Source organism: Luteitalea sp. (assembly GCF_044337415.1).
Classification (GTDB): domain Bacteria; phylum Acidobacteriota; class Vicinamibacteria; order Vicinamibacterales; family Vicinamibacteraceae; genus Luteitalea.
The window spans coordinates 16,251-39,988 of the sequence record NZ_JBIINP010000017.1 but is presented as its reverse complement, the minus strand read 5'-3'; the positions used below and the strand labels follow the sequence as shown (position 1 = coordinate 39,988).

Here is a 23,738-nt window from a genome sequence, read left to right as displayed (position 1 = left end):
CGGCGGCCGGCAAGTCTCGGCAGTACAATGGTGCCGCTACGGAGGCCAACTGAACGATGGGGATTTTCGACTTCATCAAGGGACAGCTGCTCGAGGTCATCGAGTGGACTGACGACTCGCGCGACACGATCTCGTTCCGGTTCCCGGACGACGACAAGGCGATCAAGAACGGCGCGCAGCTGATCGTGCGCGAGTCGCAGGTGGCGCAGTTCGTCTACCTGGGCGAGTTCGGCGACACCTTCGGACCCGGCAAGCACTCGCTGGTCACCGAGAACATCCCCGTCCTCACGAAGCTGAAGTCGTGGAAGTACGGCTTCGAGTCGCCCTTCAAGGTCGACATCTACTTCGTCACCACGCGCTTGTTCACGGGCAACAAGTGGGGCACCAGCAACCCCATCATGCTCCGCGACAAGGACTTCGGGATCGTCCGCGCGCGGGCCTTCGGCACCTACGACTTCAAGGTCACCGACCCGAAGCTGTTCCTGAAGGAAGTGGCGGGTTCGGATCACAACTTCCGCCTCGACGAGTTCGCCGAGACGATGCGTTCTCGCATCGTCAGCATCTTCAGCGATGCGCTCGCGTCGTCTGGCGTGCCGGTGCTCGACATCGCCACGCGCTACAGCGAACTCGGCGAGGCCCTGCTGCCGCTGATCAACCCGCTGACCTCGACCAAGTACGGCATCGAGATCGCGTCGTTCATCGTCGAGAACGTCTCGGTGCCGCCGGAAGTCGAGGAGGCCATCGACAAGCGCTCGAGCATGGCCGCCATCGGCAACCTCAACGACTTCGTCAAGTACCAGATGGCGAAGGGCTTCGAGACGCCCGGCGGCGCGGGCGCGGCCGGCATGGCCTCGGAGCTGGCCGTCGGCTTCGGCATCGCGCAGCAGATGATGCAGCAGGGCATGGCGGGGGGCGCGCCCCCGACGCCACCGGTCCAGGGCGGGCCGGTGGCCGCCGCTCCGGCTGCGGCTGCGGCGCCAGCCATCGACCTGCTCGGCGTGCCTGACGTGGCCAAGGCGCTCGGCGTGTCCGACGCGGACGTGCTCGCCGTGATCGAGGCCGGGGAACTCAAGGCCAAGAAGATCGGCAGCACGTACCGCATCACGCGCGCCGCGCTGGATTCGTACCTGGCGAACTGATCGTTCCAGGCCACGGCCCACGGGCTGCAGGCGACCTGCGGGTTGCCTGCGGCCTGTCGCCTGTGGCCCCGATGCCCGTGTCGACGCCCCCTCTCCCGCCCCCACAGGACATCACCGCCCTCCAGAAGCACCTGTGCGTCTCGTGCGGCGCGCAGGCGGAATGGAATGCGTCGCGGCAGAAGCTCGTGTGCCCGTTCTGCGGCACCGAGTCGGCCTATGTCGCCCCGCAGGGCACCGGGCCGATCGCGGAACTCGACCTCGCTCGCGCGCTCGCGGAGGCCGGCGACGACCAGCGCGGCTGGCGCGCCGAGACGCGCAGCGTGCAGTGCCGCAGTTGCAAGGCGGTGATGGTCTACGAGCCGTCGCGCGTCGGCCAGAACTGCGAGTTCTGCGGATCGCCGGCGCTGGTCGACTACGCCGACGTGAAGCCGCCGATCACGCCCTCGAGCCTGTTGCCGTTCCGTGTCACCGAGGCGCAGGTGCGCGAGACGGTGCGCCACTGGTTCGCGAGCAAGTGGCTCGCGCCGAACGCCTTCAAGCGGAAGGCGCTCGTCGACACGCTGCACGGGCTCTACATCCCCTACTGGACGTTCGACGCGCGGGCGTACTGCCCGTGGCGTGCCGAGGCGGGGTACTACCACTACGTCAAGCAGGGCAACAACACGGTGCGGCGCGTGCGCTGGCAGGCCGCATCCGGCGTGGTCGATTACTTCTTCGACGACACGCTGGTGCCGGGCACCGCCGGGGTCGATCGCGGCCTGCTCGCGCAGATCGAGCCGTTCCCGACGCAGGAGCTGGTGCCGTACGACACCGCCTATCTGTCCGGACATGTCGTCGAGCAGTACCAGGTGCCGCTGCCCACCGCGGCGGAGTTCGGCGGGCGGCAGATGGAGGCGGCGCTGCGGGAGATGTGCATCGCGCAGATCCCGGGCGACACCTACCAGAACCTGCGGATGTCGCCAACGTGGAGCGGCCGCACGTTCAAGCACGTGCTGGTGCCCGTCTACGTGATGACCTACGTGTACCGCCGCCAGTCGTACCAGGTGGTGGTGAACGGATCCAACGGCCGCATGGGCGGCACCTACCCACTCAGCTGGGTGAAGATCGCGCTCATCATCGCGGCAGTACTGATCGTGCTCGCATACGCGAACAGGTAGTGCCCGGGTACAGGGTACCGGGTACCGGGTACCGATCCGCGTTCGTCCCGTCATCCGACGGCGTTCAAGCCAACGTGGTCTCCACTCACGCGTACTCCTGCCGCCAGTGCGGCAGCAAGGCGACGTGGCACCCGGAGCGGCAGGGCATGGTGTGCGGTGCGTGCGGCGCGACGCTGGACCTGCCGCCGTCGCCCCAGGGCCAAGTGCCGTGGTTGCCGCTCGTGGAACGGCTCCGCGATTCGCCAGACAATCGCGATACCTGGACACCGACCGAGGTCACGGCGCCCTGCCCCGCGTGCGGCGGGCCGGCGACGTTCCCCGTCAACACCGTGACGATGGTGTGCGATGGCTGCGGCACGCCGCTGGTCCGCGGGGCGACCGCCGGCGACGCACCGCTGCCGCCGGGCGGAGTGATTCCCTTCACGGTCGGCGAGGCCAACGCCGAGGAACTACTGCGCCAATGGGCGGCGTCGCGAGGCCGCCTGGGCAACCACAGGGTCGACGTCTCGGAGGTGCGCCGGGAGTACGTGCCCTACTGGGAATTCTCGGCTCACGTCCACTGCCCCTACCGCGGAGAATACGAGTACAGGAACCGCGACGGCGAGGTGCAGCGGCGGGCATACGATGGCACCATCGACAAGTCGTTCGTCGCGTTTGGCCGCGGGTTCTCGCACCTGCCGACGGCGCTCCTCCGCAAGCTGGAGCCGGTCTCCTGCGAAGCCGCGAGGCCGTACGACCCGCGGTACCTGGCCGGTGCCATCGTCCAGCAGGACACGCGAGGCCTGTGGGGTGCCTGGGACATGGCGCGCGGGAAGATCGACGCCAGAGTCGACGCCAAGTTGAAGGCCGCGGGAGACGGCGCGACGCTGCCCGGGGAGACGTGGCCCACGTGGAGCCAGCACAAGGGGCGCCTCGTGCTCGTACCGCTGCACGTGCTCACGTGCACGGCGCTCGGCGAGACATGGCCCGCACTCGTGCACGGCGTCGACGGCGAGGTCGTGGCCGTCCCGCCGCTCACCCCGCAGAACAAGGCCAAGGCCTACCTCGCCTCCGCGCTTGCCTTGGTGAAGCTCATCGCCGTGGCAGCACTGGCAGCCCTCGCGCTGTGGTGGCTCGTGCAACAACTGTTCGACCTGCTCTTCTGATTCACGCCTTCCTGTCGTGAAGGCAGGGACACCCCGGACGAGCGTCCCTGCCCACCGGCTACTTCTGCAGTTCGGCCGTCATCACCGCGCCGTTCATCGCGGGCAGCGTGGCCGCGATCTTCGCGACCGTGCGTGAATCGGCGGCGACCCACAGCGTCGTCACGCCGCCGTCGCCGCCCTTCACCTCGACCTTCCACGCGTCGAACGTGCCGGCAGGCACGGTGACCGACTCACGGCCCACCACCTTCAACTGCTTGACGTCGACCTTCTGCGAGCGCACGTCGAGGTTGCGGAACGACGTCGCGTAGCCCTCGGCCAGCGGCAGGCGCGCGATCACGGCGTGCGAGCCGGCACCGTCGGCGAACACCGGGCCGTCGAGCGCGACGTTGACGGGACGCGACTGCCCGCCCATCGCCATCGTGCCGCTGATCGCCGTGCCCGAGAAGTCGAGCGCGATGTCGGCCGGCCCCTGCTTGACGGTGCGCTTGCGCAGCAGCAGGGTGCCCTTCTCGATCACCGCCGTGTCGGTGGCGGCGCCCATCGGCGTGTCGGCCTTCTCAGTGAAGACCCAGGCGCCGTTCTCCTCGCGAGCCTCCTGCGCGATGGTCATGTTGATGCTCTGCCCACCCAGCGCGATCGTCGCGGCATACGTGGCCGTCATCGGGGCAAGGTCGGCGACCGGCTTCGGGGCCGTGCTGGCGGCCGTCACGGGCGCGGCCAGCGTGACCGTCTTCGGGTCGACGGTGATCTCCTTCAGCCGCGTGGCGACGTCGGCCGGCACGTCCTCCTGGAAGCGACCGCCGAGGTGCTTGGCGAGGAAGCGCTCGGTGCTCGCGATCATCGCCATGTTGTTGACCGGCCGTGCAAAGCCGTGTCCCTCGTCGGGCGCGACGATGTACTCCACGGGGAAGCCGCGATCGCGCAGCGCGATGACGATCTGGTCCGACTCGGCGCGCTTGACGCGCGGGTCGTTCTGGCCCTGCACCACCATCAGCGGCGTGCGGATCTTGTCGGCCGAGTTGAGCGGCGACTGCTTCATCAGCCGCGCCTTGTCCGCGGGCTTCGACGGGTCGCCCATGCGCACGTTGAACACGGTGCGGATCGACTCCCAGTACGGCGGAATCGAGTCGAGCAGCGTGATCAGGTTCGACGGCGCGACGATCGCGACGCCGGCCGCGTACACGTCGGGGGTGAAGGCGAGGCCCGCGAGCGTGGCGTAGCCGCCGTACGAGCCGCCCATGATGCCGACGCGCTTGGGATCGACGATGCCCTTGGCCACGAGGTGCTTGACGCCCCACGTGATGTCGTCCTGCATCGTCTCGCCCCACGTGCCGTTGCCGAGGTTCAGGAACTTCTTGCCGTAGCCGGTCGAGGCGCGGAAGTTCGGCTGGAGCACGGCGTACCCGCGATTGGCGAGGAACTGCGCGTAGGTGTCGTAGCCCCAGGCGTCACGCCCCCACGGACCGCCGTGCGGGAACACGACCAGCGGCAGGGCCTTGGCGGCCACGCCCTTCGGCAGCGTCAGGTAGGCCGGGATGACCAGGCCGTCCGACGAGGGATAGCTGATGGACGTCATCGGCGCAAGCTGATCGCGCTTCAGCGTCTCGCGCACCTTGTACTGCGGCGTCAGCGCCTTCGTCGTGCGGTCGTACACGAACACTTCACCGGGATCGGTGTCGCCCGCGGCCACCACGATCCAGCGGCGCTCGTCGGCCGTGGACGACTGGAACGCGACGTCCTTGCCGGGGAAGCGCTTCTCGAGGAACGCGAGGTCGGCCTTGAAGGTGGCGTCCTTCGGGTACCAGCGGACGCGCTCGTCCTCGTACTGCGTGGCGACGAGTTCGCCGGTACGATCGGAGAACAGCGCGTTGCCGAAGTCGACCCGCTTCTTGGGATCACTCTCGACCGGAGTGACCGCACCGGTGGCCGGATCGAGGAGCGCCAGGCCGATCAGGTCGACGTCGCCCTTGTTGGTGATCAGGTAGACCTTCGCGCCGTCCTTGTGGAACCGCACGGGCTGGCAGGTCTCGAAGACGCTGCAGTCGTACACCTTGGTGAGGGCGTCCTTGTCGACGCGCAGGATCTCGGTGCTGCCGCTGTCGGTGGTGCGCGACGCCAGGCGCAGCATGCCCTGCTCGTCGAAGACCCACGCGGCGACCTTGTCGCGGTTCTCGCGCAGCAGCGTGCGCTGGCCGGTCGAGATCGTGACCTTGTAGAGATCGTGCCAGGCCTTGTCGCGCTCGTTGATGCCGACGTACATGGCGTCGGGCTCGGACTTGGGCACCGAGTAGATCAGCGCGCGGACGCCCTTGGCGTCGGTGAGATTGCGGGCCGCAGGCACGGGCGACCCCGCCGCCGGGGCCGCCGCGGGATCGACGGCGTAGACGTTGAAGTTCTCGTCGCCGCCCTGATCCTGCGAGTAGAGGACGTACTTGCTGTCGCGGCTCCAGAAGTAGCCGCCGATGGGCCGCTTCTGGTCGTTGGTGATCGGGCGCGCGGTATCGAACGGCGCATCCGCCTTCTTCACCCAGATGTTGCGCGTGCCGTTGAACGGCTTGATGAACGACAGGTACTGCCCGTCGGGGGACAACTGCGACCCGGAGACCTCGGGATCACCGAAGAACAACGCACGGTCGATGATCGGCGGTTGTCCGGCCGACTGCGCCAGCGCAGCGCCGCTCACGAGCGCCACCGCCAGGCCGCTCCACACCATCGTCGAGAACACTCGCACCATTGAAGACACCTCATGGCCACAGGCTACCCGCCTTCGCCGCTGCGCGGGAGCGGCGGGCACGCCACGACATTCCACAGGCTGCCGCAGCGCACGATTGCCCCGGATTGGGGTGGGGACGCGCTCGGCAGGGTCGTACGACGGATACGGCGGGACGGAAGGCGGGGTTCCCGGAGTGACAGGGCGACGGGGCCGGTCGCCCCATCTCGCTCAGGGCAACCGACCGCACCGTGGCTGGGGCGGCGTGGGACACGCCGCCACCGTTGACATGCTCAGACCGTCACGGACCGGCTGATCTTGTAGATGATGCCGTCGCTGAGGGACACCACGTACAGGTCGCCGTCAGGCCCCTGACGGATGTCGGGCACGACCCCGAAACCACGCCCGATCACCAGCGTCTCGCTCTCGTGAGTCCCGAACTTGGCCAGGTTGTCGGCGACCTTGTCGGCGAGTCGCACGTCGGCCGACAGGTCGAGGTCGAGGCGCATGTGGGTCAGCTTGAGGCGGTAGAGGCTGCCGCCGGTGCCGCCCACCTGCTGGAACGAACGGGCGCTGCCCATCCAGATCGTGCCGTCGTACTCTGCCCCCAGGGTGACGCCCTGCACGAAGGTCATCCCGGACGGCCCGACCTCGTACTTCCAGCTCAACACCGGGTCCACGTACACCGCCCCCGGCAGCATGAACATGCGCGACGTCGCCAGCGCGGCGGTGTAGGCCAGGCGCGTCGGCGGGTAGCGACGCTGCTGCAGCTGGCCGAAGAACTGGAGCGTTTCGATCGACTTGAACTGCGGGAAGCGCGCCAGCGGCCCCTGGACCTGGATCCAGCCGCCGTTCATACCCGGCACCAGGCGGTTGACCTCGGAGAAGGCGTCGTCGGCGTTCTCCGACAGCCAGGGACTGCCCGTGTACGGGTCGAACGCCAGGCCGAAGCCGTTGCGGTGTCCGTACGAGAACACCCGCTGCACGTTGGCCCCGACCTCGCCACCGAGGGAGGCGCCTATCGCGAAGAAGGGGTTGTCGGCCGGCGCGCTGCCGTCGTCGTTCAGGCGCACGACGACGCCGCTGAGGTGGGCGTTGTCCGGCGAGGGGCCGCCGAACGTGTCGTCGACGAACGGCTGGCGGAGGAACGGCCCGTTGACGAGGTTCTGCATCCAGCCTCGGCGCCCCTGATCCCCCATGAACACGTAGAGCTTGCGGTCGGGCCCGAACGCCATGACCCCGCCGTTGTGGTTGCCGTTCTCTGCGGGATTGACCGAGCCAGCAGGCTGGCCCGACACCAGGACGTTGTCGGTCTGCCGGGCGCGGAACCGAGTAATGGCGGTATCGAACAGCAGCGTGCTGCCATTCCAGACGAACCGATCGACGCGATTGCCGAGCAGCGGCACCTCGCTGAGCACGGTCGAATCCGCACCCGTCGTGCTCTCGGTGTGCCGCACGTACACCCACGGCGTCGTGGGGAAGTTCGGATGAAGCACCGCAGAGAGGAGGCCGCGCTCCGATGCCGAGTTCACCGCGAGGTCGAGCACCGGCGTCGGCTGGATCACGCCGCCGATGACCCGCTTGATCTGTCCCGACGCCTTCTCGAGCACGAGGAAGTCACCCTGGCCGAGGAACACGATGCCAATGGGCTGCGTCAGGCCAGAGCTGACCACGGTTGTCAGGCGGAGGTTCGGATCAAGCAGGGTGACCGGCGTGGTATCGGCCATCGCGTCGGTCGCGGTCGCCAGGGCCGCCGCCGCGACGACCGCTGCGCGGCCGGCCCGGCCGATCCGACGACGCGCCCGCCAGAGGCGGCCGCCAAGCGCAAGCCCCATCAGGGACAGCACCGTGGGTTCCGGCACCGGGGTCGTGGTGAGGCTGACAGCGTCGAGGCCGACGACGAAGGGGGCCACATTGTCCACGTGCGAGAAGCGGAGGCGCAGCGTCTCGCCGGCATGCGCGGCGAAGAGCGCCGACAGGTCGTACGACAGGTCGGTGTATCCCGAGACAAGCGGGTCGGCCGTGGCGGTCTGGTAGAGCGCCAGAAGCACGTCGCCGCCAAGCGCGAACGGATCGGAGGTCGCGCTCAGGATGTCGACCCGGAACTGCTGATTGGCCGGCTGGGCGGAGAAGTCGAGCGAGGCCGGCGTCGGCACGTAGTACTGGGGCGCCGTGTTGTTCAAGGCCAGCGAGAACGACAGCACGGGCGCGGGGGCACTGGTGGGGACCAGGAAGTCCTGATAGAGCACCCGTGTTCCGGGACCCGCCGCGTCGGAGACCGCGGCGTAGCTGCCGGCGGGCGGGTCCGGAATGGGAAGGCCATTGACGGGGCTGTCGGTGCCCGCGTGCGGAAGGAAGCCCCCTTCGCTTCCGATCAGCACCCCCTCTGTCCATCCCGACAGGCCGCCTTCGAAGCCGCCGTTGAGCAGCAGTTGAGCGCCCTCGGCCGGGGCGGCCGTCCCGCTCAACGCACCGGCGATCAGCGCGGTCGCCAGTCCCCCTCGAAACCCAGTACGAAGCATCTCCATCAAGTCCTTTCGCCACGCGACGCGCGGCACGGCCCGCGCGACACGGACCGGTTCAGGGGCAGCCTGTACGGGGTACAACGACACCGGCCCGCTATCGAAAGGCAGTCGGCGACAGCCGGAGTCGGCGGCAGTCGGCAGGGTGGAACGACGGATGGCGGGGGATTGGGGGTACCCCGGCAGGTTGCGAAGAAGCCAGCAACCGAATGCAGAGTTCAGAATTCAGAATTGAGGGGCAGCGACACCCTGAATTCCCCACGACAGGGCGGAGTTGTCTTCAGGCCCTGCTAGACGGCCCGGATCACCAGGGCCGAGTCGTTGCCGCCGAACGCGAGCGAGGTCGACACGCCGCAGGGGACCGGCACCTCGCGGGGCGTATTGGCCACGACGTCGACGGCGCACTCGGGATCGACCGTGTCGAGATGGACCGTGGGCGGGATGACGCCGCGCGCGACGGTGAGCGCCAGGGTGGCGGCTTCCATGGCGCCGGCGGCGCCCAGGCAGTGGCCGAACATGGCCTTGAGAGACGTCACGGGCATGCGCGAGGCGCGTTCGCCGAACACCACATGCACGCCGCGCGCCTCGGCCTTGTCGTTCTGCGGTGTCGCGGTGCCGTGGGCGTTGACGTGCGTCACCTCGTCGGCATTCACGCGCGCATCGTCGAGTGCCGCACGCACGGTCGAGGCGATGGCCTGGCCCTCGGGCTCTGGCGCCGTCGGGTGGTACGCCTCGCACGTGAAGCTGTAACCGGCGAGTTCCGCATAAATCCGCGCGCCACGACGCGTGGCACGGTCCCAGTCCTCGAGCACCAGGATGGCAGCGCCTTCCCCGATGTTCATGCCCTGGCGGCCGGCGTCGAAGGGACGGCACGGCTGCGGATCCATCAGGCGCAGCGCGTTGAACCCGGCGAACGTGAGCCGCGACAGCGCATCGGTGCCACCCGCCAGGGCCGCATCGATGCGGCCACGACGAATCGCATCGACCGCCTGTCCTATCGCGATCGTGCTCGACGAGCACGCCGCCATCAGGCACGACCGGACGCCCTCGAAGCCGAAGTGACTGGCGACGATGTCGACGGGTGTGCTGGAGAAGTGGTTGTGGATCCACGTGGGGCGGGCGTGGTCCATGCCCTCGCGCCGCATCGTGAAGTAGTACGACTCGTTGCGCACGAGGTCGCCAGTGCCTGCGCCGAGCAGTACGCCCACACGCGCGCGGTCGATGCCGCTGTCGAGCAGGCCGGCATCGCCGACAGCTTCCTCGGCTGCGACAACGCCCATCATGTCGCTGCGGGACCAGCGGCGGCGCTGGTAGGGCGTGTAGCGCGCCTGCACCTCGGACAGGTCCACCTCGGCCGCGATGCGGCTCCGGTAGCCCTCCGTGTCGAACAGCGTGACCGGGCCGATGCCACAGTGGCCCGCCAGCATGTGCTCCCACACCGCTTCACGCTGCGTCCCGAGGGCGCAGATCATGCCGATGCCGGTGATGGCGATTCGCTTCTGGTCGGACATGGACAGGGGTCAGGATCGCACAGGACGGGACGCAGGAGGAGCGGTCCGCCTTCGCCTCCGGCTTCGGCGGACGCCCTCGCTGCGCTCGGGCGGCCTGAGGAGCCCTTCGTTCGGACCTTCCTAGTTCAGCGGCTTCAGCAGCATCACCTGCACCGTCGTCGAGCCGAGGCCGCGGTAGCGATCGGGCAGGAAGCTGTGGCCGACCTCGCCGCGGATGAAGGCGACCTTGCCGGGCACGCGCACGTTGAAGGCAACGCCGACGCCGGTCAGCGGCTCCCACGGAATCGCGCTCACGCCCGGAACGCCGCCGGGTCTCGTGCGGCCCCACGCCTGGTCGACGAACAGGTCCATCCGGTACTGGTCGAGGATGTTGAACGAGTACTGCCCGCGCGCCATCGCCAACTCGCCGTAGCGCACACCGGCAGACGGCACGCCGTGAATTCTCGTGTCGTCGAACAGGCCGAACTGGTACTGGCTGAAGCGATCGAGCGAATCGCCGCCGAAGTACGCGCCGTTGACGATGACCTTGCTGAAGGGGCCGAGGTAGAACACCTTGGTGGCCACGGCCTGGTACTTCGCATACGACGCCGGCGTCGCCGTGAGCGCCGTCGGGTCGCCCCAGGGCCGCCACGACATCCGCCGCGTCCACGTGCCGTTGGCGGTCAGCGAGTAGCCGCCACGGCGGTACTCGTACAGGAGGCCCAGGCCGTTGCTGACGGTGCTGGTGGGCGTGACGAAGTCTTCCGCCGTGGTCGTGTTGCGCACGTAGCCGTCGAAGCGGAACAGGTACTGTCCCGACACGCGCTGATAGGTGGTCGCCTGCCAGCCGAGATTCAGGCCCGTCGACAGCGGCCACGTGAGCAGGCTCTGGTCCTCGCGCTCGCCCTCGGGGCCGAACAGGCGATCGGTCGATGGCGGGGCGATCGCGAAGAAATCGATCGAGGCGTCGACCGTCCCGAAGAGCGCCTTCGGCCGCTGGATGTTGCCCGCCGCCAGCACGCCGGCAAACAGCACGGCGACCTGCGTGTCTGCCCGCCCGCGGAAGCGGAAGTTCAGGTAGTTGATGCCGCCGATCGGCAGCGGGAAGCCGAACCCCGGGTCGATGGTGACACCGAGGGCGAGCGCCTTGGCGCGTGTCGTCGCGACGTCGGACACGACGCGCTGATCGCCGTCCTTCACGAAGTACCGCACGCCCACCGGCGTGTCGCGGTACATCGTCCGCGCCCCGCCTCGCGCCTCCTGGCGCTGCGCGGCGAAGTCGCCCGGCGCGATGGCGTGGCCGGTGAAGGTGATGCGGCGCTCGACGAGCAGGTTGCGGCCCGCAATCAGGATCAGCTGCTGGTTGTACAGCGTCGACGGCAGCCACACCTCACGACCGTCGGACGCGCGGACAGGCGTGAAGTCCTGCACCTCGTCGTTGGAGATCACCGGCGCCGAGAGCGCCGTCTGCGTGGCCTGCTGCCGCACGCGCGCGTACGAGGCCTTGTCGATCCACACCGTGCCGCGATAGAGCGACTGGTCCTTGCGCTGCGGCTCGAACACCACGACCCAGGTGTCGTGCTCGCCGATGCGCGCCGATCCCTGCAGCCGGTAGCGGTAACGCGCGTCGAGTTCGATCTGCAGGGGTGGCGTGAGCACCTTCTCCGGTTGCAGCAGCGGGAACGGCGGGCGCGGCTCGCCGAACTTCGCGCCGTTGACGCTGAACTCGCGCTCCTCCCACTCGGTGCCATCGACGCGATCGACGAAGAACCGGTTCACCGTGATGACGTCGAAGCCCGGGTCGGTGACCGTCGGCCGGAAGTACTGCTGGATGCGGCCGTCCATCACGTAGCGGGGCGACGCGTCGCGCTCCACCGCCTGCCGCGCCTGGTGTCGCGCCAGCACCTCCTCCACCGAGAGCGTGCGCGCGCCGGTCACGTCCTCCTGCTGGATGAACCCCGCCTCTGCACCGCGGTTGAAGTCGACCAGCCACGTCCCCGGCCCCGGCAGCACCACCGTCGCGTCCGTGCGCTGTGCCGCGTCGTCGCGCGTGGTCGTCAGCGCGGGGCGATCCCGGCCACTGACGGGATCGCGCACCACGACGCTGCCGGCCGACGGCAGCACCAGCGCGATGTCGAGCCGCTCCTCGCCGGGCCCGAGGCCGTCGATCACCAGGTACGTGCCGAGCGTCGAGAGGTTGTAGAGGACGCGCCAGCGGCGCGAGGCGGTGACGTCGACGCCCCTGGCCCTGATGCGCACGGTGTCGGGCGTGGTCGTGACCGGTGCGACATCCCGAGGCGCAAGGTCCCGCAGGCGCGCGGCGACCGGCAGCACCGCACGCAACGCCGCCGCCGACAGCCTGTAGCCGCGAGCGACGATGGCACTGCCCGCGCCGGTCACCTCGACGTCGGCGAAGCGTGCCGCAGGTCCCGGGACATGCGGTGGAGGCGCATCCACCAGGGCGATGGCATCACGCACGAGGCTCGCACCGGGGTCGTGGTCCGCGACCCAGCGCTCGGCAGCCGCGGCATCGTCGTCCGGGGCGATGACGTAGGCGTCGACGGCGGGCGCCACGTCAGGGGTAACCAGCGCCTCCCGGGCAGCAGCGTCGATGACCGCCCCGGAGAGGACGACGGGGATCCGCGCATCGCGCGCACGGATCTCGGCAGCCGCCAGCTTCACGAGGTACGCGCCCTGCCGTGCGTCGGAGAGCGGCCCGGCGCCGGGTTCACCGATCCGGAGTTCGACCGCCGACACGGTGGGCGCGGCCGCGAGGACGTCACGCACCCATGTTGGCCACGCCGCTGCGTCGATCGCGCCCGCCTGCGGCACGCTGATGGTCAACCACAGCGGCCACGGCCCTGCCGGCCCAAGCCGCACGACCGCGTCGGGCGCCATCGCAGGCACGACGACACGCCGCGCGGCGCGCACGCCGTCCGACGGCGCGGGCTGGGTCGTCCAGGCCGCCTCGTCAGACGAGGGCAGTTCGAAGTAGAAGCGGGGCGGCTGCGGCGGGTCCGACTGCGCACCGGCGGATGCGCCAATCAGGCAGGCGACGAGCGCCGCGGCCGCCGCGATCACTCGGCCAGCCATGCCCTCGCGTCGGGCAGTTCGCACAGCGGCCCGAACTCGGCTCCCGCCAGCACCTCGCGCAGCCGCGTGCGAAACCCCGACAGCCGGAAGTAATGGGCAAACGCGAGCGGCGGGGGCAGGCGGACGTGCGGGGGGTCGGGATCGATCTCCCATGGATGCACAGTAAGGACGGCCGGGTCACCGTCCCGGTTGTTGGCGGCGATGGCAGCCACCACGTCCCCCGGTGCGGACTTGCGCAGGCCCCAGCCCCACCCGAGCGGCACGGACTGCCCCGCGAGGCGTCCGACGAGCGGCGGCATCTCGAGCAGCGGCCCGCCGGTCGTGGCGAGCGGATACGGCCGGCGTGGATAGCCCGGCGATCCGACGCGCGCGACGGGCGCCCGGCTCGCATCGATCCTGAGGCCTTCCTCCGCGAGGATCGCGGGCGCCCACGGCGCCCGCTGGTTCAGCGACCACTCGGGGGCGCGAAAAGAGACCACGGGGCCTGCGCCAGCCGCCCGCAGGGCAGCGAGGTTGTCGCGCAGGTCCTGGCGGAATGTGTCGGGGGTCAGCTCGAAGACGCGCCGGTGCCGGTGACCGTGGAGGCCGATCTCGTGCCCGGCATCCCGGATCTCCCGCACCAGGCCCGGAAAGTGCTCGGCCACCCAGCCCACCATGAGGAAGGTGCCGCGATGCCCGGCGTGCGCGAGGTCCTCGAGCAGCGCCCGCGTGGTGGGGACGACGCGGCTCTCGAGGCGCGTCCAACCGGACGCGGGCAGGCGGTCGTCGACGCCGCAGATGTGGAACCAGTCCTCGACGTCGACGGTGAAGGCGTTCAACGCCATGCGCTACGCGGTCTTGCGCTGCGCCTCGATGTACTCGGCAATGGCATCCACCGACTGCAGGACCTTGCCGCCGGTCTCCTCGTCGCCGATCACCACGCCGAACGAACGCTCGATTTCGAGCACGAGTTCGAGCGCGTCGATCGAGTCGAGGCCGAGGCCGGCGCCGAACAGGGGCGCGGCGCTGTCGATCTCGTCGGGCGAGATGGGCAGCTTGAGGGCACGCACGATGGCGGCCTTGATGTCGGAACGCAAGTCAGTCATGAGTGCCTTACACGAGCCCGCCGTCCACGCCGATCACCTGTCCGGTGACGTACGCAGCCGCGTCCGAGCTCAGGAACGCCACCATCTCGGCGACCTCGGCCGCCGTGCCCAGGCGGCCGACGGGCACGTTGCGCAGGTGCGCCTCGCGCGTCGCCTCGGGAATCGCCGCGGTCATGTCGGTCGCGATGAGGCCGGGCATGACCGCGTTCACGAGCACGCCCTTGGGCGCCAGTTCACGCGACAACGTGCGGGTGAAGCCGATCAGCCCCCCCTTGGACGCCGCGTAGTTGGCCTGTCCGGGCAGGCCCGCCACCGCGCTCGGCGAGGTGAGGCTGATGATGCGTCCCCACTTGCGGACCAGCATGCCCCGCACCACGGCCCGGGCACAGAAGAACGCCCCGTCCAGGTTGGGCCGCAGGACCGCGTCCCACTTCTCGCGGTCCATCATCATCAGGTAGCCATCCCGGGTGACGCCGGCGTTGTTCACCAGGATGTCGATGCTCCCTAGGGCCGTCGTCGCGTCTGCGACCATGCGCTGGACCTGAGCCTCGTCGGCGACGTCGCACTGCGTGGCCCACACGCGCGCGCCTTCCGCCTCGAGCGCCGTGACCAGCGCCCGCGCAGGTTCCTCGCGTTCCCGATAGGAGAAGGCCACCGCCGCGCCGCGACGGGCCAGCACCTCGACAATGGCGCGACCGATGCCGCGCGATCCACCGGTGACCAGCGCGACCCGGCCAGACAAGGCAAGCGATTCGTACACGCAGGTCCCACGCGGCACCCGGGTGGGCCGCGAAAGGACTAGTCTATACCAAGGGAGAGACGGGTTACCGGGTACGGGGTACGGGGTACGGGGTACGGGGTACGGGGTGCCGAAGCTATCCGACCTTGATGACCACGCTGTAGTTCGTGCCGCCGCTCGCGAAGCTGTTCACGAGGACGTACGGGGACGCCAGCGGTGCGGGCGCGCCCATCACCCAGCCGAGCGGGCCACAGGTCGGGTCCGGCGACGTCAGCCCTGCGGTGGGCGCCACCAGCCCGCGACGGCCGGCGAGCACGGCCGCCACCAGCGACGCGGCGGCCGCCATGCCCCCCTCCCCGACCGCGCCCTTGACGGAGGTCGTCGGGACGGGACGTCCGGAGAACACTTCGGCGATGGCGCCGGCCTCCAGGCGGTCGAAGTCCACCGCGCCGTTGGCGGCCGCATACACGGCCCCGACCTGATCCGGCGACACCCCGGCCTCGTCGAGCGCCATCCGCATGCATCGCACCAGCAGGGCCGGATCGGTCGGCCAGGCGTTCACCGGCGTCAGGCCCGCGTTCGCGCCGACGCCGAGCACCTCGGCGAGCACTGTCGCGTGTCGGGCCTCGGCGCGCGCCAGGTCCTCGACCACCAGCACGAAACCGCCCTCGCCCATCACGAACCCGTTGCGCGTCGCATCGAACGGCCGTGCGCCCTCGGGGTGTGCGCCCGCCACCGACAGCACTCCGAACCAGTCGTGCACCTGGAAATACAGGTCGTAGATGTCCTCCGCGCCGCCGGTGACCAGCGCCCCGGCCTTCCCGGCACGCACGAGGTCGGTTGCCAGCGCGACGGCGGCCAGGCCGGACGCCTCCTTGTAGCTCAGCGTCGTGTTGGGACCGCGCAGCTTCTCCTCGAGCGCGACGAGGCTGGCGGCCGCGTTGCCGACGGTGTTGCTGAACAGCAGCGCTGGCGCGCCGGTCGGTCCGAGTTCGAGCAGGCGGTCGAGGAACTCGCCGGTCGAGTGCACGCCGCAGGTGCAGGTGCCGAACACCACGCCCACGTCGTCGTAGCCAGCGTCGGTGCGCGGCAGCCCGGCGGCATCGAGCGCGAGGCGCGCCGAGGCGACCGACAACGCGCCGACCTCGTCCATGCGCCGCAGCTTCATGGGGGCGATGAACGCCGACGGCGTGAAGTCGATGAGTTCGGCCGCGTGCTTCGCGCGGCGCGCCGACACGTCGAAGGACGTGATGGGACGGATTCCCGACCGGCCCGCGAGCAGCGCGTCGAGGAAGGCGTCGGTCTGGCCGAGACTGGAGCAGGCGGCAACGCCCGTGATTGCGGCCCGTCGCTGCACGGGCGGTACGTTACCATTTCGATTCATGGCTCTTCAACGGGCGCTTCGACGAGTCTTCGCCTCCGGACTGGCACTCGGGCTGGTCCTGCTGGCGAGCGGCACGTCCGGCCAGACGCCCGCGCCGGCGACCACGACGAGGGCCGCCGCCACGACCGATCCCTTCGACGACATCTTCCGGCGCGGCGCCCCCGTCGAGCGCACGCTCAAGACCGTGTCGGCCAGTTTCGTCGAGACGAGCACGTCCACGCTCCTCAAGGCGCCGCAGGTCGCGCGCGGCACGCTCGTCGGCCGACGCCCGAACCAGGTCCGGCTCGAGTACGCCGGCGCCGACGCCCGCACCGTGATCGTCAACGGCAACACGTTGGCGATCGACTGGCCGTCGCGGGCGCTGCGCGAGACACGCGACATCAGCGGCACGATGCGGCGCGCCGAACGCTTCTTCGTGCTCACGTCTCCCGCGGAACTGCGCAAGCACTTCGACATCACGACCATCGAGGCCCCCGGCCGCACGGGCGCCTGGCAGGTGACGTTCACGCCCCGGCGCAAACAGATGCGCGAGGGCGTATCGCGCGTCCACCTGTGGATCGACCAGGCGTCGCTGCAGCTCCAGGCCCTGAAGATGGACTACCCCGGCGGCGACGCGCGACTGATGGAGTTCAGCGACGTCCGCATCAATCCCACGGTGGACGCGCAGGCGTTCACGCCGGCTCCTCGGCGTTGATCGCCGCGCTTCCCACGGTCCACCGTACGTGACTCGTTTCGTCCAGGCGCTCATGACGTGGGCGCGTGCCCGGCGCGGCCTGGTGCTCGGGCTCGCGGCCATCGTCGCGCTCGCCAGCCTCGTCCCCACACTGCGCATCCGCTTCGGCACCGACGTGCTGCAGTTGATGCCCCGCGAGGCCGGCGCGGTCGATGCCTTCGAGACCTATCTCGAGCGGTTCGGCAGCCTCGACGCCCTCTACGTGTATGTCGAGGCGCCTGCCGAGGCCTCCGTCGCCGACTACGGCGAGTACGTGGACGCGCTCGTCGTGGCGCTGCGCGCGCTGCCCGAGGTGCGTCGCGTCGACGCGGGCCGCCTCGACAACTCGCGCGACTGGGCCTACCTCACCGACCGCCAGTTGCTGCTGCTCGACCCGGCCAACTACACAGAGGCCGTGGCACGGATGGCGCCCGAACGGATCCCCGCACAGGTGGCCCGCACGCGCGACATGCTCGCCATGCCGTCGGAAGACCTGAAGGCGCTGGCCCAACGCGACCCCCTCGGCTGGCTCGAGCTGACCACGGCGCGCCTCGACGGCGCCTCGGGCGTGCTGCGCCTCTCTCCGGGCACCGCCGATGGCTACGTCACCAGCGACGGACGCGCGCAGTTGCTCGTCGTGCACCCCACCCGCCCCCCGTTCGACACCGCGTTCGCGCGCACGTTGCTCGATCGCGTCGCCGCCGCCGAGCGGGTCGTGCGCGGCCAGTTCACCGCGCAATGGCAGGACGAGGAGCTCGCGCCGCCCCGGATGGACGTCGCCGGCGGGCACCGCACCGCCATCGAAACCGAGACGCTGATGCGGGGCGAGGCCATCAGCAACACCGTGTGGTCGATGGTCGGCGTGCTGGCGCTGCTCTACCTCGCCTTCCGCAACGCCTGGCTGGTGGTATTCGGCACGCTGCCGATCCTGCTCGGCACCCTGGTGACGCTGGCGCTCCACCAGGTGGCGGGCGTGCAGCTGTCTGCCGCTGCCACGGGCGCCTCCGCGATGCTCTTCGGCCTCGGCGACGACGGGCTGGTGCTCCTGTTCGTGGCGTACCGCGACGGCCTGGCGCGAGGCCTCACGCCGGCCGAGGCCGTCGGCCAGCTCGGTGGCATCGGCATGAGCGTCGTCCTGGGCGCCGTGACCACTGCAGCGACGTTCCTCGGGCTCTGGTTCGTGAGTTTCCCGAGCCTGCAGCAGCTCGGCGTCGTGGTCGGCCTCGGCATCCTGCTGACGGCGCTGTTCACGCTCACCGTGCTCGTGGCGGGCCTGCCGGGCCGACGATGGGTGGCACACTCGCGCGACCTCACGCTGCCCGGACTCGGTCCCTGGGTCACCCGGCATCGAGGCGCGATCCTGGCGCTCGCCGCCATCGCCACGCTGCCACTCGCGTGGGGGCTGCCGCGCCTGCGGGTGGATCCCCGCATCGAACGGCTACGGCCGTCCACCGCGGGGCTCGCGCTCGAGTCCGAGATCACGTCGCGCTTCGGGCTCGCGGCCGACATGTACCTCGTGCTCAGCCGCGGGTCGACGCTCGACGCGCAGTTGCAGGCACACGAGTCGCTCGAGCACGCCCTGTCTGGTACCGACGGCCTGGCGCATGCGGGCCCGTCGGTGCTGTTACCGTCGGCAGGTGTCCAGGAGGCGCGACGCCGGGAACTGCGCACCATCGCGCCGCGGCGTGCGGCCATCGCGGCGGACGTGGATGCGGCCGCCGACGACCTCGGCTTCGTCCCGGGCACCTTCGCGCCCTTCCGCGCGCGGCTGGAGCGGCTGCTCGATCCGTCGCAGGCGCTGACGCTCGAGGACCTCGAGGCCCACGGCCTCGGCGATCTCGTGGGACGCTTCGTCCGGCGGGATGGCAGCGACTACCTGGTGGCGACGTACGCCACTGCCGGGAATCCGGCAGCCGTGGCGGCGCTGCGCACGCACGTGGCCGCACACCCCGGCCTCGTGCTCACGGGACTTCCCCTCGTGAATGCCGCCCTTGCCGCGCGGTTGCCGCGCGAGCTCGCGTGGGGCCTGACCGTGGGCGCCCTGGTGGTCGTGTTCCTCATCTGGCTCGAGTTCCGCGCCGTCAGGCCGACGGCGCTGGCGCTGTTGCCCACCATCTGCGGCATCATCTGGGGACTGGGCGCGCTGGGCTGGGCGGGCGTCGTGCTCGACCTGTTCAGCGTGTTCGCGATCCTGATGTTCCTCGGCATCGGCGTGGACTACGGCATCCATCTCCTGCACCCGACGCTCGGGCCAGACGGCCTCGACGTGTCGCGCGCGCTCTCGCTCGTGGGCCCTGCGCTGCTGCTCGCAGGCGCGACGACCATCGTCGGCTTCGGCACGCTGATCTGGTCGGCGTACGCCCCCCTGCGCTCACTCGGGCTGGTGTCGGTCTCGACGATCGGCGCGGCGCTCGTGGCGTCGCTGCTGGTGCTGCCGGCGCTGGTGCGTCCCGGAGGGGCTGCGCGATGAAGGTGTGGGCGCTGGTGCCGGCCTTCGACGAGGCCAGGACGATCGCGCGCGTCGTGCAGGGCGCCGCCGCCAATGTCGCGCGCGTCCTCGTGGTCGACGACGGATCCACGGACGGCACGGCCGACGTGGCGGTCGAGGCCGGCGCGGAGGTGATGCGCCTCGAGCGCAACGGCGGCAAGGGCACCGCCGTGCGCGCCGGGCTGTCGCGGGTGTTCCAGAGCGATGCCACGCACGTGCTGTTCATGGACGGCGACCTGCAGCACCAACCGCAGGAAATCCCGGCCCTGCTGGCCGAGGCCGCGGCATCGGGCGCCGCGATGGTGATCGGCGAGCGCGTCTTCGTGCGCGACGAGATGCCCGCATCGCGCTACTGGGCCAACATCATCGGCAGTTGGGCACTCGCGACCCTGATGGGCGTGTCCCTCAAGGACACCCAGTCGGGCTTCCGCGTCGTCCGCACCGACGTGCTGCGACAGATTCCGCTCGAGGCCACCGGCTACGAATTCGAGACCGAGCTGGTGGTCAAGCTGGCGCGACGCGGCGCCCACATCTCCGGGGTGCCCATCAAGGCCGTGTACGGCGACGAGACGAGCAAGATCCGTCCCGTGCGCGATACGGTCCGCAACATCCTGCTGGCGCTCGTGTACCGGTTCCTGCGCCAGGGCGGGAGGACGGGCGCATGAGTACGCCGCTGCCGGGACAGGCGCCGGTCCGGTGGGTCAACCACCGCCTCAACGGCACGTTCGTCGTCGGGGCCAGCTACCTCGGGTCGCGGTACGCGCCGCTGCCGATCTCGTGGCCGGTGGCACATGCCAGCGCCTGGCTGGTCAGTCGGTTCATGCCGAGCGTGCGCGACGCCCTCGTCGACAACCTGCGCGCCGTGTTCCCGCACGAGACGGACGCGCAGTTGCGGCAGCGCGCCTACCGCACCTGCCACACCTACACCGACGACTGGATGGACTTCATGCGGTCGCTGTCGTGGTCGCGCGAGAAGGTGCTCGAGCGGTTCACGTACGAGCGCGCCGAGCGCCTGAAGGATGCGCTGTCGCTCGGGCGCGGCGCGATCCTGGTGACGGGCCACTTCGGCAACTGGGAAGCCGGCGCGGTGCTCATGAAGGCGCTGCAGGTGCCGCTCACCGTCGTGGCCATGCCCGAGGCCGATCCGAACGTCAACTGGATCCGCCACAAGGTGCGCGGCGAACTCGACGCCGACACGATCGAGGTGCGCCAGTCGCTCGACACGCCCTTGCAGATCCGCAGGCGCCTGGCCGAGGGACGCGCCGTCGCCATGCTGATGGATCGGCACGTCGAACGCGACAAGGTGCCGGTGACGATGTTCGGGCGGCGCGCCCACTTCATGGGTGCGCCCGCGATGCTCGCGTACCTGACCGGCGCACCGCTGGTGCCCATCTTCCTCGTCCGCGAGGGACGCGGCCGCTTCCGTGCGCGGCCCCAGGAGCCGATCCTCGTCGACCGGACGGGCCGTCGCGAGGAACAGGTACAGCGCACCGCGCAGCAGGTCGCCACGCTGCTCGAGCGCGAAATCGAGGAGCGCCCGGATTGCTGGTACCAGTTCTATCGGTACTGGGATCAGTCTTCGCCGCAGGCGTCGGCGGACCTCGGGCCGGGTACCGGGTTCCGGGTACCGGGTACGGCGGCGGACGACCTTGGCCGGTCCGGTTCTCCCGGCGAGTCGCCGGACAACCCGGATGGCCTGATCAACCCGATGATCCCGTCCCGGGACAGTGGGCCAGACTCGCCCAACCCGGTCGTCGGCGAGGCTCCGCGCTAGGTGGATCCGGTCTCGCACCTGCTGTTCGCGCGCATGGTCAGCGCCTTGCGGCCAGCCCGCAGCCTGCCGCGTGGTGTGGTCGCGGCCACGGTGCTGGGCGGCCTCGCGCCCGATGTGGACGCCGCGCTGATGGCCATCGGCTGGGACGTCTACCTCCGCTGGCATGAACTCGGAACCCACGCGCTGGTCGGGAGTCCGGTCGTGGCTCTCGCCACTGCAGGCCTGGTGCGCACCTGGGCCCCGCAGGCGCCCTTCGGTGCGCTGACGTTCGGCGCGTGGCTCGGCGTGCTCAGCCACGTGTTCTTCGACATCTACTCGGGCGCGGGCATCCAGGTCCTGTGGCCGTTCTCCTCGCGCGTGGTCACCGCGCCCGTGGTCGCGATGGCGGATCCGATCGCCATCGCCGTGCTCGCGCTCGGCGCCGTGGCCTTCTGGGTGTGGCCCCGCGTGCCACGGACCGCGGCGGCCCTGGTGATGGCGTTGCTCGCCCTCGTGAGTGGCGTGAAGCTGGCGACCCGGGCCCGCGCGGCGACGGCGTACGAGGCCGCGGCCGCGGCAGCCGGGCCTGCTCCTTCTCAGGTGGCCATGGAGGCCGTGTGGGGCTCGTGGCGCGAGTGGCGGTTCTTCGATCGCCTGCCCGACGGCACCGTCCGCGCCTGGCAGGCCGATGGCGTCAGCCGGCAGGCGCGCCTCCGATTCACGCAATCACCGACGCAGGAACAGCCGTTCGCACGCGCCTCGCTCGACGACTTCGCCACCGCGCACACGTTCGTGCCCGTGCACCCGTTCGCCTTCGCGTCGTTGCGGCACGATGCGGCGGGGCACGTGGTGTTCTGGTCGGACGCGCGCTTCTGCTGGACGCCCGACGAACAGGCCGACGCGCAGGACGACGTGCCGCACCAGGACGTGCGGCCCGCGAAGGCCCCGCTGCGATGCGCGTTGTGGTTCGGCGGCTCCTACGACACGGAGGGGCGGCCGTACGAGGCACTGGTCTGGCTCGGGGGGCACCTGCAGCGTCGCGCCCCGCAGCGATGGAGGGTCGAGTGATGCCTCATGCCTCATGCCTCATGACTCATGACTCATGCCTCATGCCGAAGGGCGAAGGCAGAAGGCAGAAGGAGAAAGCCTAGGACGGCAAGTCGCGCACGCCGGCGCTGATGAGGACGTTGGCGAACGGCGTGCCGGTGCCCATCGGCTGCACGTGCGGCATGAAGCCTTCCTCGTGCAGCAGGGTCCGCCACTGGGCCTGTGAGCGGAACACGAACCGCTGACGCCAGCGGCCGGTGACCAGCGCCTTGAGGGTGTTGCCGAGCCGCACCATGCGGAAGCGCCACCCGGCGGCCGCATCGGCCTCCCGCACGAGCAGGCGCCCCGTGGGCGGCAGCGCGGCGCGGATCGCCCGCAGCAGGCTGCGCTGGTCCTGATCGGGCAGCATGTGGAGCACGTCGAAGAGCAGCACCACGTCGGCGTGCGGCAGCCCGGTGTCCCGCGCGTCGCTGCTCACGATCTCTGCCTCGTGCTCGAGCGCGCGCGCCGCGATCCCGGCGATCTTCGGGCGGAGTTCGACCCCCACCAGGCGCGTGAACTGCGGCGGGTCGGGGCGCGCCGTGTCCCAGGCGCCCTCGCGGGCCGTGTCCTGCGCCTCGGCCACCAGCGCGAGCGTGAGTCCCTGCCCGCAGCCGATGTCGAGCAGCGTCCCCGTCGCTGCCGGAAACTCGGCAGTCAGTGCCGCGGCGTACACGGGGTCGCCCGACAGCTTGCCCCTCGCGAACTCCCAGGCGGTGATGCCCGAATCGAGGTAGCGATCGCTGGCGCGCCGCACCAGGAGCTGGAAGAACGGGTCGGAGGCGGGCCGCCGCGCCGCCCATGTCACGATCCCGCCAATCGCGCCCACGATCACTCCGATGACCACGCTGCCGACGACGAGGTCGGCGCCGAAGGCCCAGATGCGATCGGCCGAGAGCATGTCCCAGGAGAGGGACAGGAAGTGCCCTCGGCGGACGAGGGCGCCCGCCTGAACCTCGGCATAGAACAGGGGCGGGACGATCAGCGGATTGATGACGTTGGCCGCCAGGTACATCTTCAGGCGGTTGAGCTTGAACGCCATGCCCACCAGCCAGCACAACCCGAAGTGCACGCCCCAGAACGGGGTGCAGCCGATCATGAGCCCCAGGCCGATCGCGAGGGACTCGCGCCCGCGCGTGTCGCCCTCGGTCCTGAGCGCGTGGATGGCGCGCTGCAGGCGCGAGGCGCGCGACAGCGCACGGGCACTGCCCGCCAACGGAGCCGTGGTCATCTTC

General features: G+C 70.3%; 17 protein-coding genes. 8 read left to right on the top strand and 9 right to left on the bottom strand.

Annotated features, from left to right (window positions below; genetic code table 11):
* Positions 1-56: 56 nt before the first annotated feature.
* From ACIRDX_RS05155 to ACIRDX_RS05145, 3 genes are all read left to right on the top strand, one after another.
* Complete coding sequence (locus tag ACIRDX_RS05155; RefSeq protein WP_396624334.1) at positions 57-1,139, top strand: SPFH domain-containing protein; 1,083 nt, start codon at positions 57-59, stop codon at positions 1,137-1,139.
* 77 nt (positions 1,140-1,216) lie between these two features.
* Positions 1,217-2,296, top strand: coding sequence for a zinc ribbon domain-containing protein (locus tag ACIRDX_RS05150; RefSeq protein WP_396624333.1), 1,080 nt, complete (start codon positions 1,217-1,219; stop codon positions 2,294-2,296).
* A gap of 74 nt (positions 2,297-2,370) precedes the next feature.
* Positions 2,371-3,441, top strand: coding sequence for a hypothetical protein (locus ACIRDX_RS05145; RefSeq protein WP_396624332.1), 1,071 nt, complete (start codon positions 2,371-2,373; stop codon positions 3,439-3,441).
* Positions 3,442-3,499: 58 nt separating this feature from the next.
* Here ACIRDX_RS05145 and ACIRDX_RS05140 read toward each other — a convergent pair whose 3' ends face one another.
* The 8 genes from ACIRDX_RS05140 to ACIRDX_RS05105 form a co-directional block, all read right to left on the bottom strand.
* Complete coding sequence (locus ACIRDX_RS05140; RefSeq protein ID WP_396624331.1) at positions 3,500-6,175, bottom strand: alpha/beta fold hydrolase; 2,676 nt, start codon at positions 6,173-6,175, stop codon at positions 3,500-3,502.
* A 269-nt stretch (positions 6,176-6,444) separates the two neighbouring features.
* Positions 6,445-8,673 (bottom strand): PQQ-dependent sugar dehydrogenase, encoded by a 2,229-nt coding sequence (locus tag ACIRDX_RS05135; RefSeq protein ID WP_396624330.1) that lies wholly within the window; start codon positions 8,671-8,673, stop codon positions 6,445-6,447.
* Between the two features lie 290 nt (positions 8,674-8,963).
* Positions 8,964-10,184, bottom strand: coding sequence for a beta-ketoacyl-[acyl-carrier-protein] synthase family protein (locus tag ACIRDX_RS05130; RefSeq protein WP_396624329.1), 1,221 nt, complete (start codon positions 10,182-10,184; stop codon positions 8,964-8,966).
* 120 nt (positions 10,185-10,304) lie between these two features.
* Positions 10,305-13,256 (bottom strand): hypothetical protein, encoded by a 2,952-nt coding sequence (locus ACIRDX_RS05125; protein WP_396624328.1) that lies wholly within the window; start codon positions 13,254-13,256, stop codon positions 10,305-10,307.
* On the bottom strand, positions 13,241-14,080 hold the full coding sequence (locus ACIRDX_RS05120; protein WP_396624327.1) for a polysaccharide deacetylase family protein: 840 nt from the start codon (positions 14,078-14,080) through the stop codon (positions 13,241-13,243). The genes ACIRDX_RS05125 and ACIRDX_RS05120 overlap by 16 nt, the downstream gene beginning before the upstream one ends.
* Before the next feature lie 3 nt (positions 14,081-14,083).
* Positions 14,084-14,341, bottom strand: a complete 258-nt coding sequence (locus ACIRDX_RS05115; protein WP_239490081.1) for a phosphopantetheine-binding protein — start codon at positions 14,339-14,341, stop codon at positions 14,084-14,086.
* A gap of 7 nt (positions 14,342-14,348) precedes the next feature.
* Entirely contained in the window at positions 14,349-15,101 is a 753-nt protein-coding gene (locus ACIRDX_RS05110; RefSeq protein WP_396624326.1) for a beta-ketoacyl-ACP reductase, read from the bottom strand.
* Positions 15,102-15,216: 115 nt separating this feature from the next.
* Positions 15,217-16,437 (bottom strand): beta-ketoacyl-[acyl-carrier-protein] synthase family protein, encoded by a 1,221-nt coding sequence (locus ACIRDX_RS05105; protein WP_396624325.1) that lies wholly within the window; start codon positions 16,435-16,437, stop codon positions 15,217-15,219.
* Between the two features lie 25 nt (positions 16,438-16,462).
* On the opposite strand from ACIRDX_RS05105, the gene ACIRDX_RS05100 reads away from it, so the two are divergent.
* Genes ACIRDX_RS05100 through ACIRDX_RS05080 form a run of 5 tightly spaced genes read left to right on the top strand, consistent with a single transcriptional unit; the run spans position 16,463 to position 22,485 of the window.
* Positions 16,463-17,158 (top strand): outer membrane lipoprotein carrier protein LolA, encoded by a 696-nt coding sequence (locus ACIRDX_RS05100; protein ID WP_396624324.1) that lies wholly within the window; start codon positions 16,463-16,465, stop codon positions 17,156-17,158.
* Positions 17,159-17,186: 28 nt separating this feature from the next.
* Positions 17,187-19,646, top strand: coding sequence for an MMPL family transporter (locus ACIRDX_RS05095; RefSeq protein ID WP_396624323.1), 2,460 nt, complete (start codon positions 17,187-17,189; stop codon positions 19,644-19,646).
* A complete protein-coding gene (locus ACIRDX_RS05090) occupies positions 19,643-20,329 on the top strand; it encodes a glycosyltransferase family 2 protein (protein ID WP_396624322.1) in 687 nt (228 codons plus the stop codon). The genes ACIRDX_RS05095 and ACIRDX_RS05090 overlap by 4 nt, the downstream gene beginning before the upstream one ends.
* Positions 20,326-21,438 carry a lysophospholipid acyltransferase family protein gene (locus tag ACIRDX_RS05085; protein WP_396624321.1) on the top strand — a complete coding sequence of 371 codons (1,113 nt, stop codon included), beginning with the start codon at positions 20,326-20,328 and terminating at the stop codon, positions 21,436-21,438. Before ACIRDX_RS05090 ends, ACIRDX_RS05085 begins: the two co-directional genes overlap by 4 nt.
* Positions 21,439-22,485, top strand: a complete 1,047-nt coding sequence (locus tag ACIRDX_RS05080; protein WP_396624320.1) for a metal-dependent hydrolase — start codon at positions 21,439-21,441, stop codon at positions 22,483-22,485.
* 79 nt (positions 22,486-22,564) lie between these two features.
* Here ACIRDX_RS05080 and ACIRDX_RS05075 read toward each other — a convergent pair whose 3' ends face one another.
* Positions 22,565-23,734 (bottom strand): DUF2062 domain-containing protein, encoded by a 1,170-nt coding sequence (locus ACIRDX_RS05075; protein ID WP_396624319.1) that lies wholly within the window; start codon positions 23,732-23,734, stop codon positions 22,565-22,567.
* Positions 23,735-23,738 lie beyond the last annotated feature (4 nt).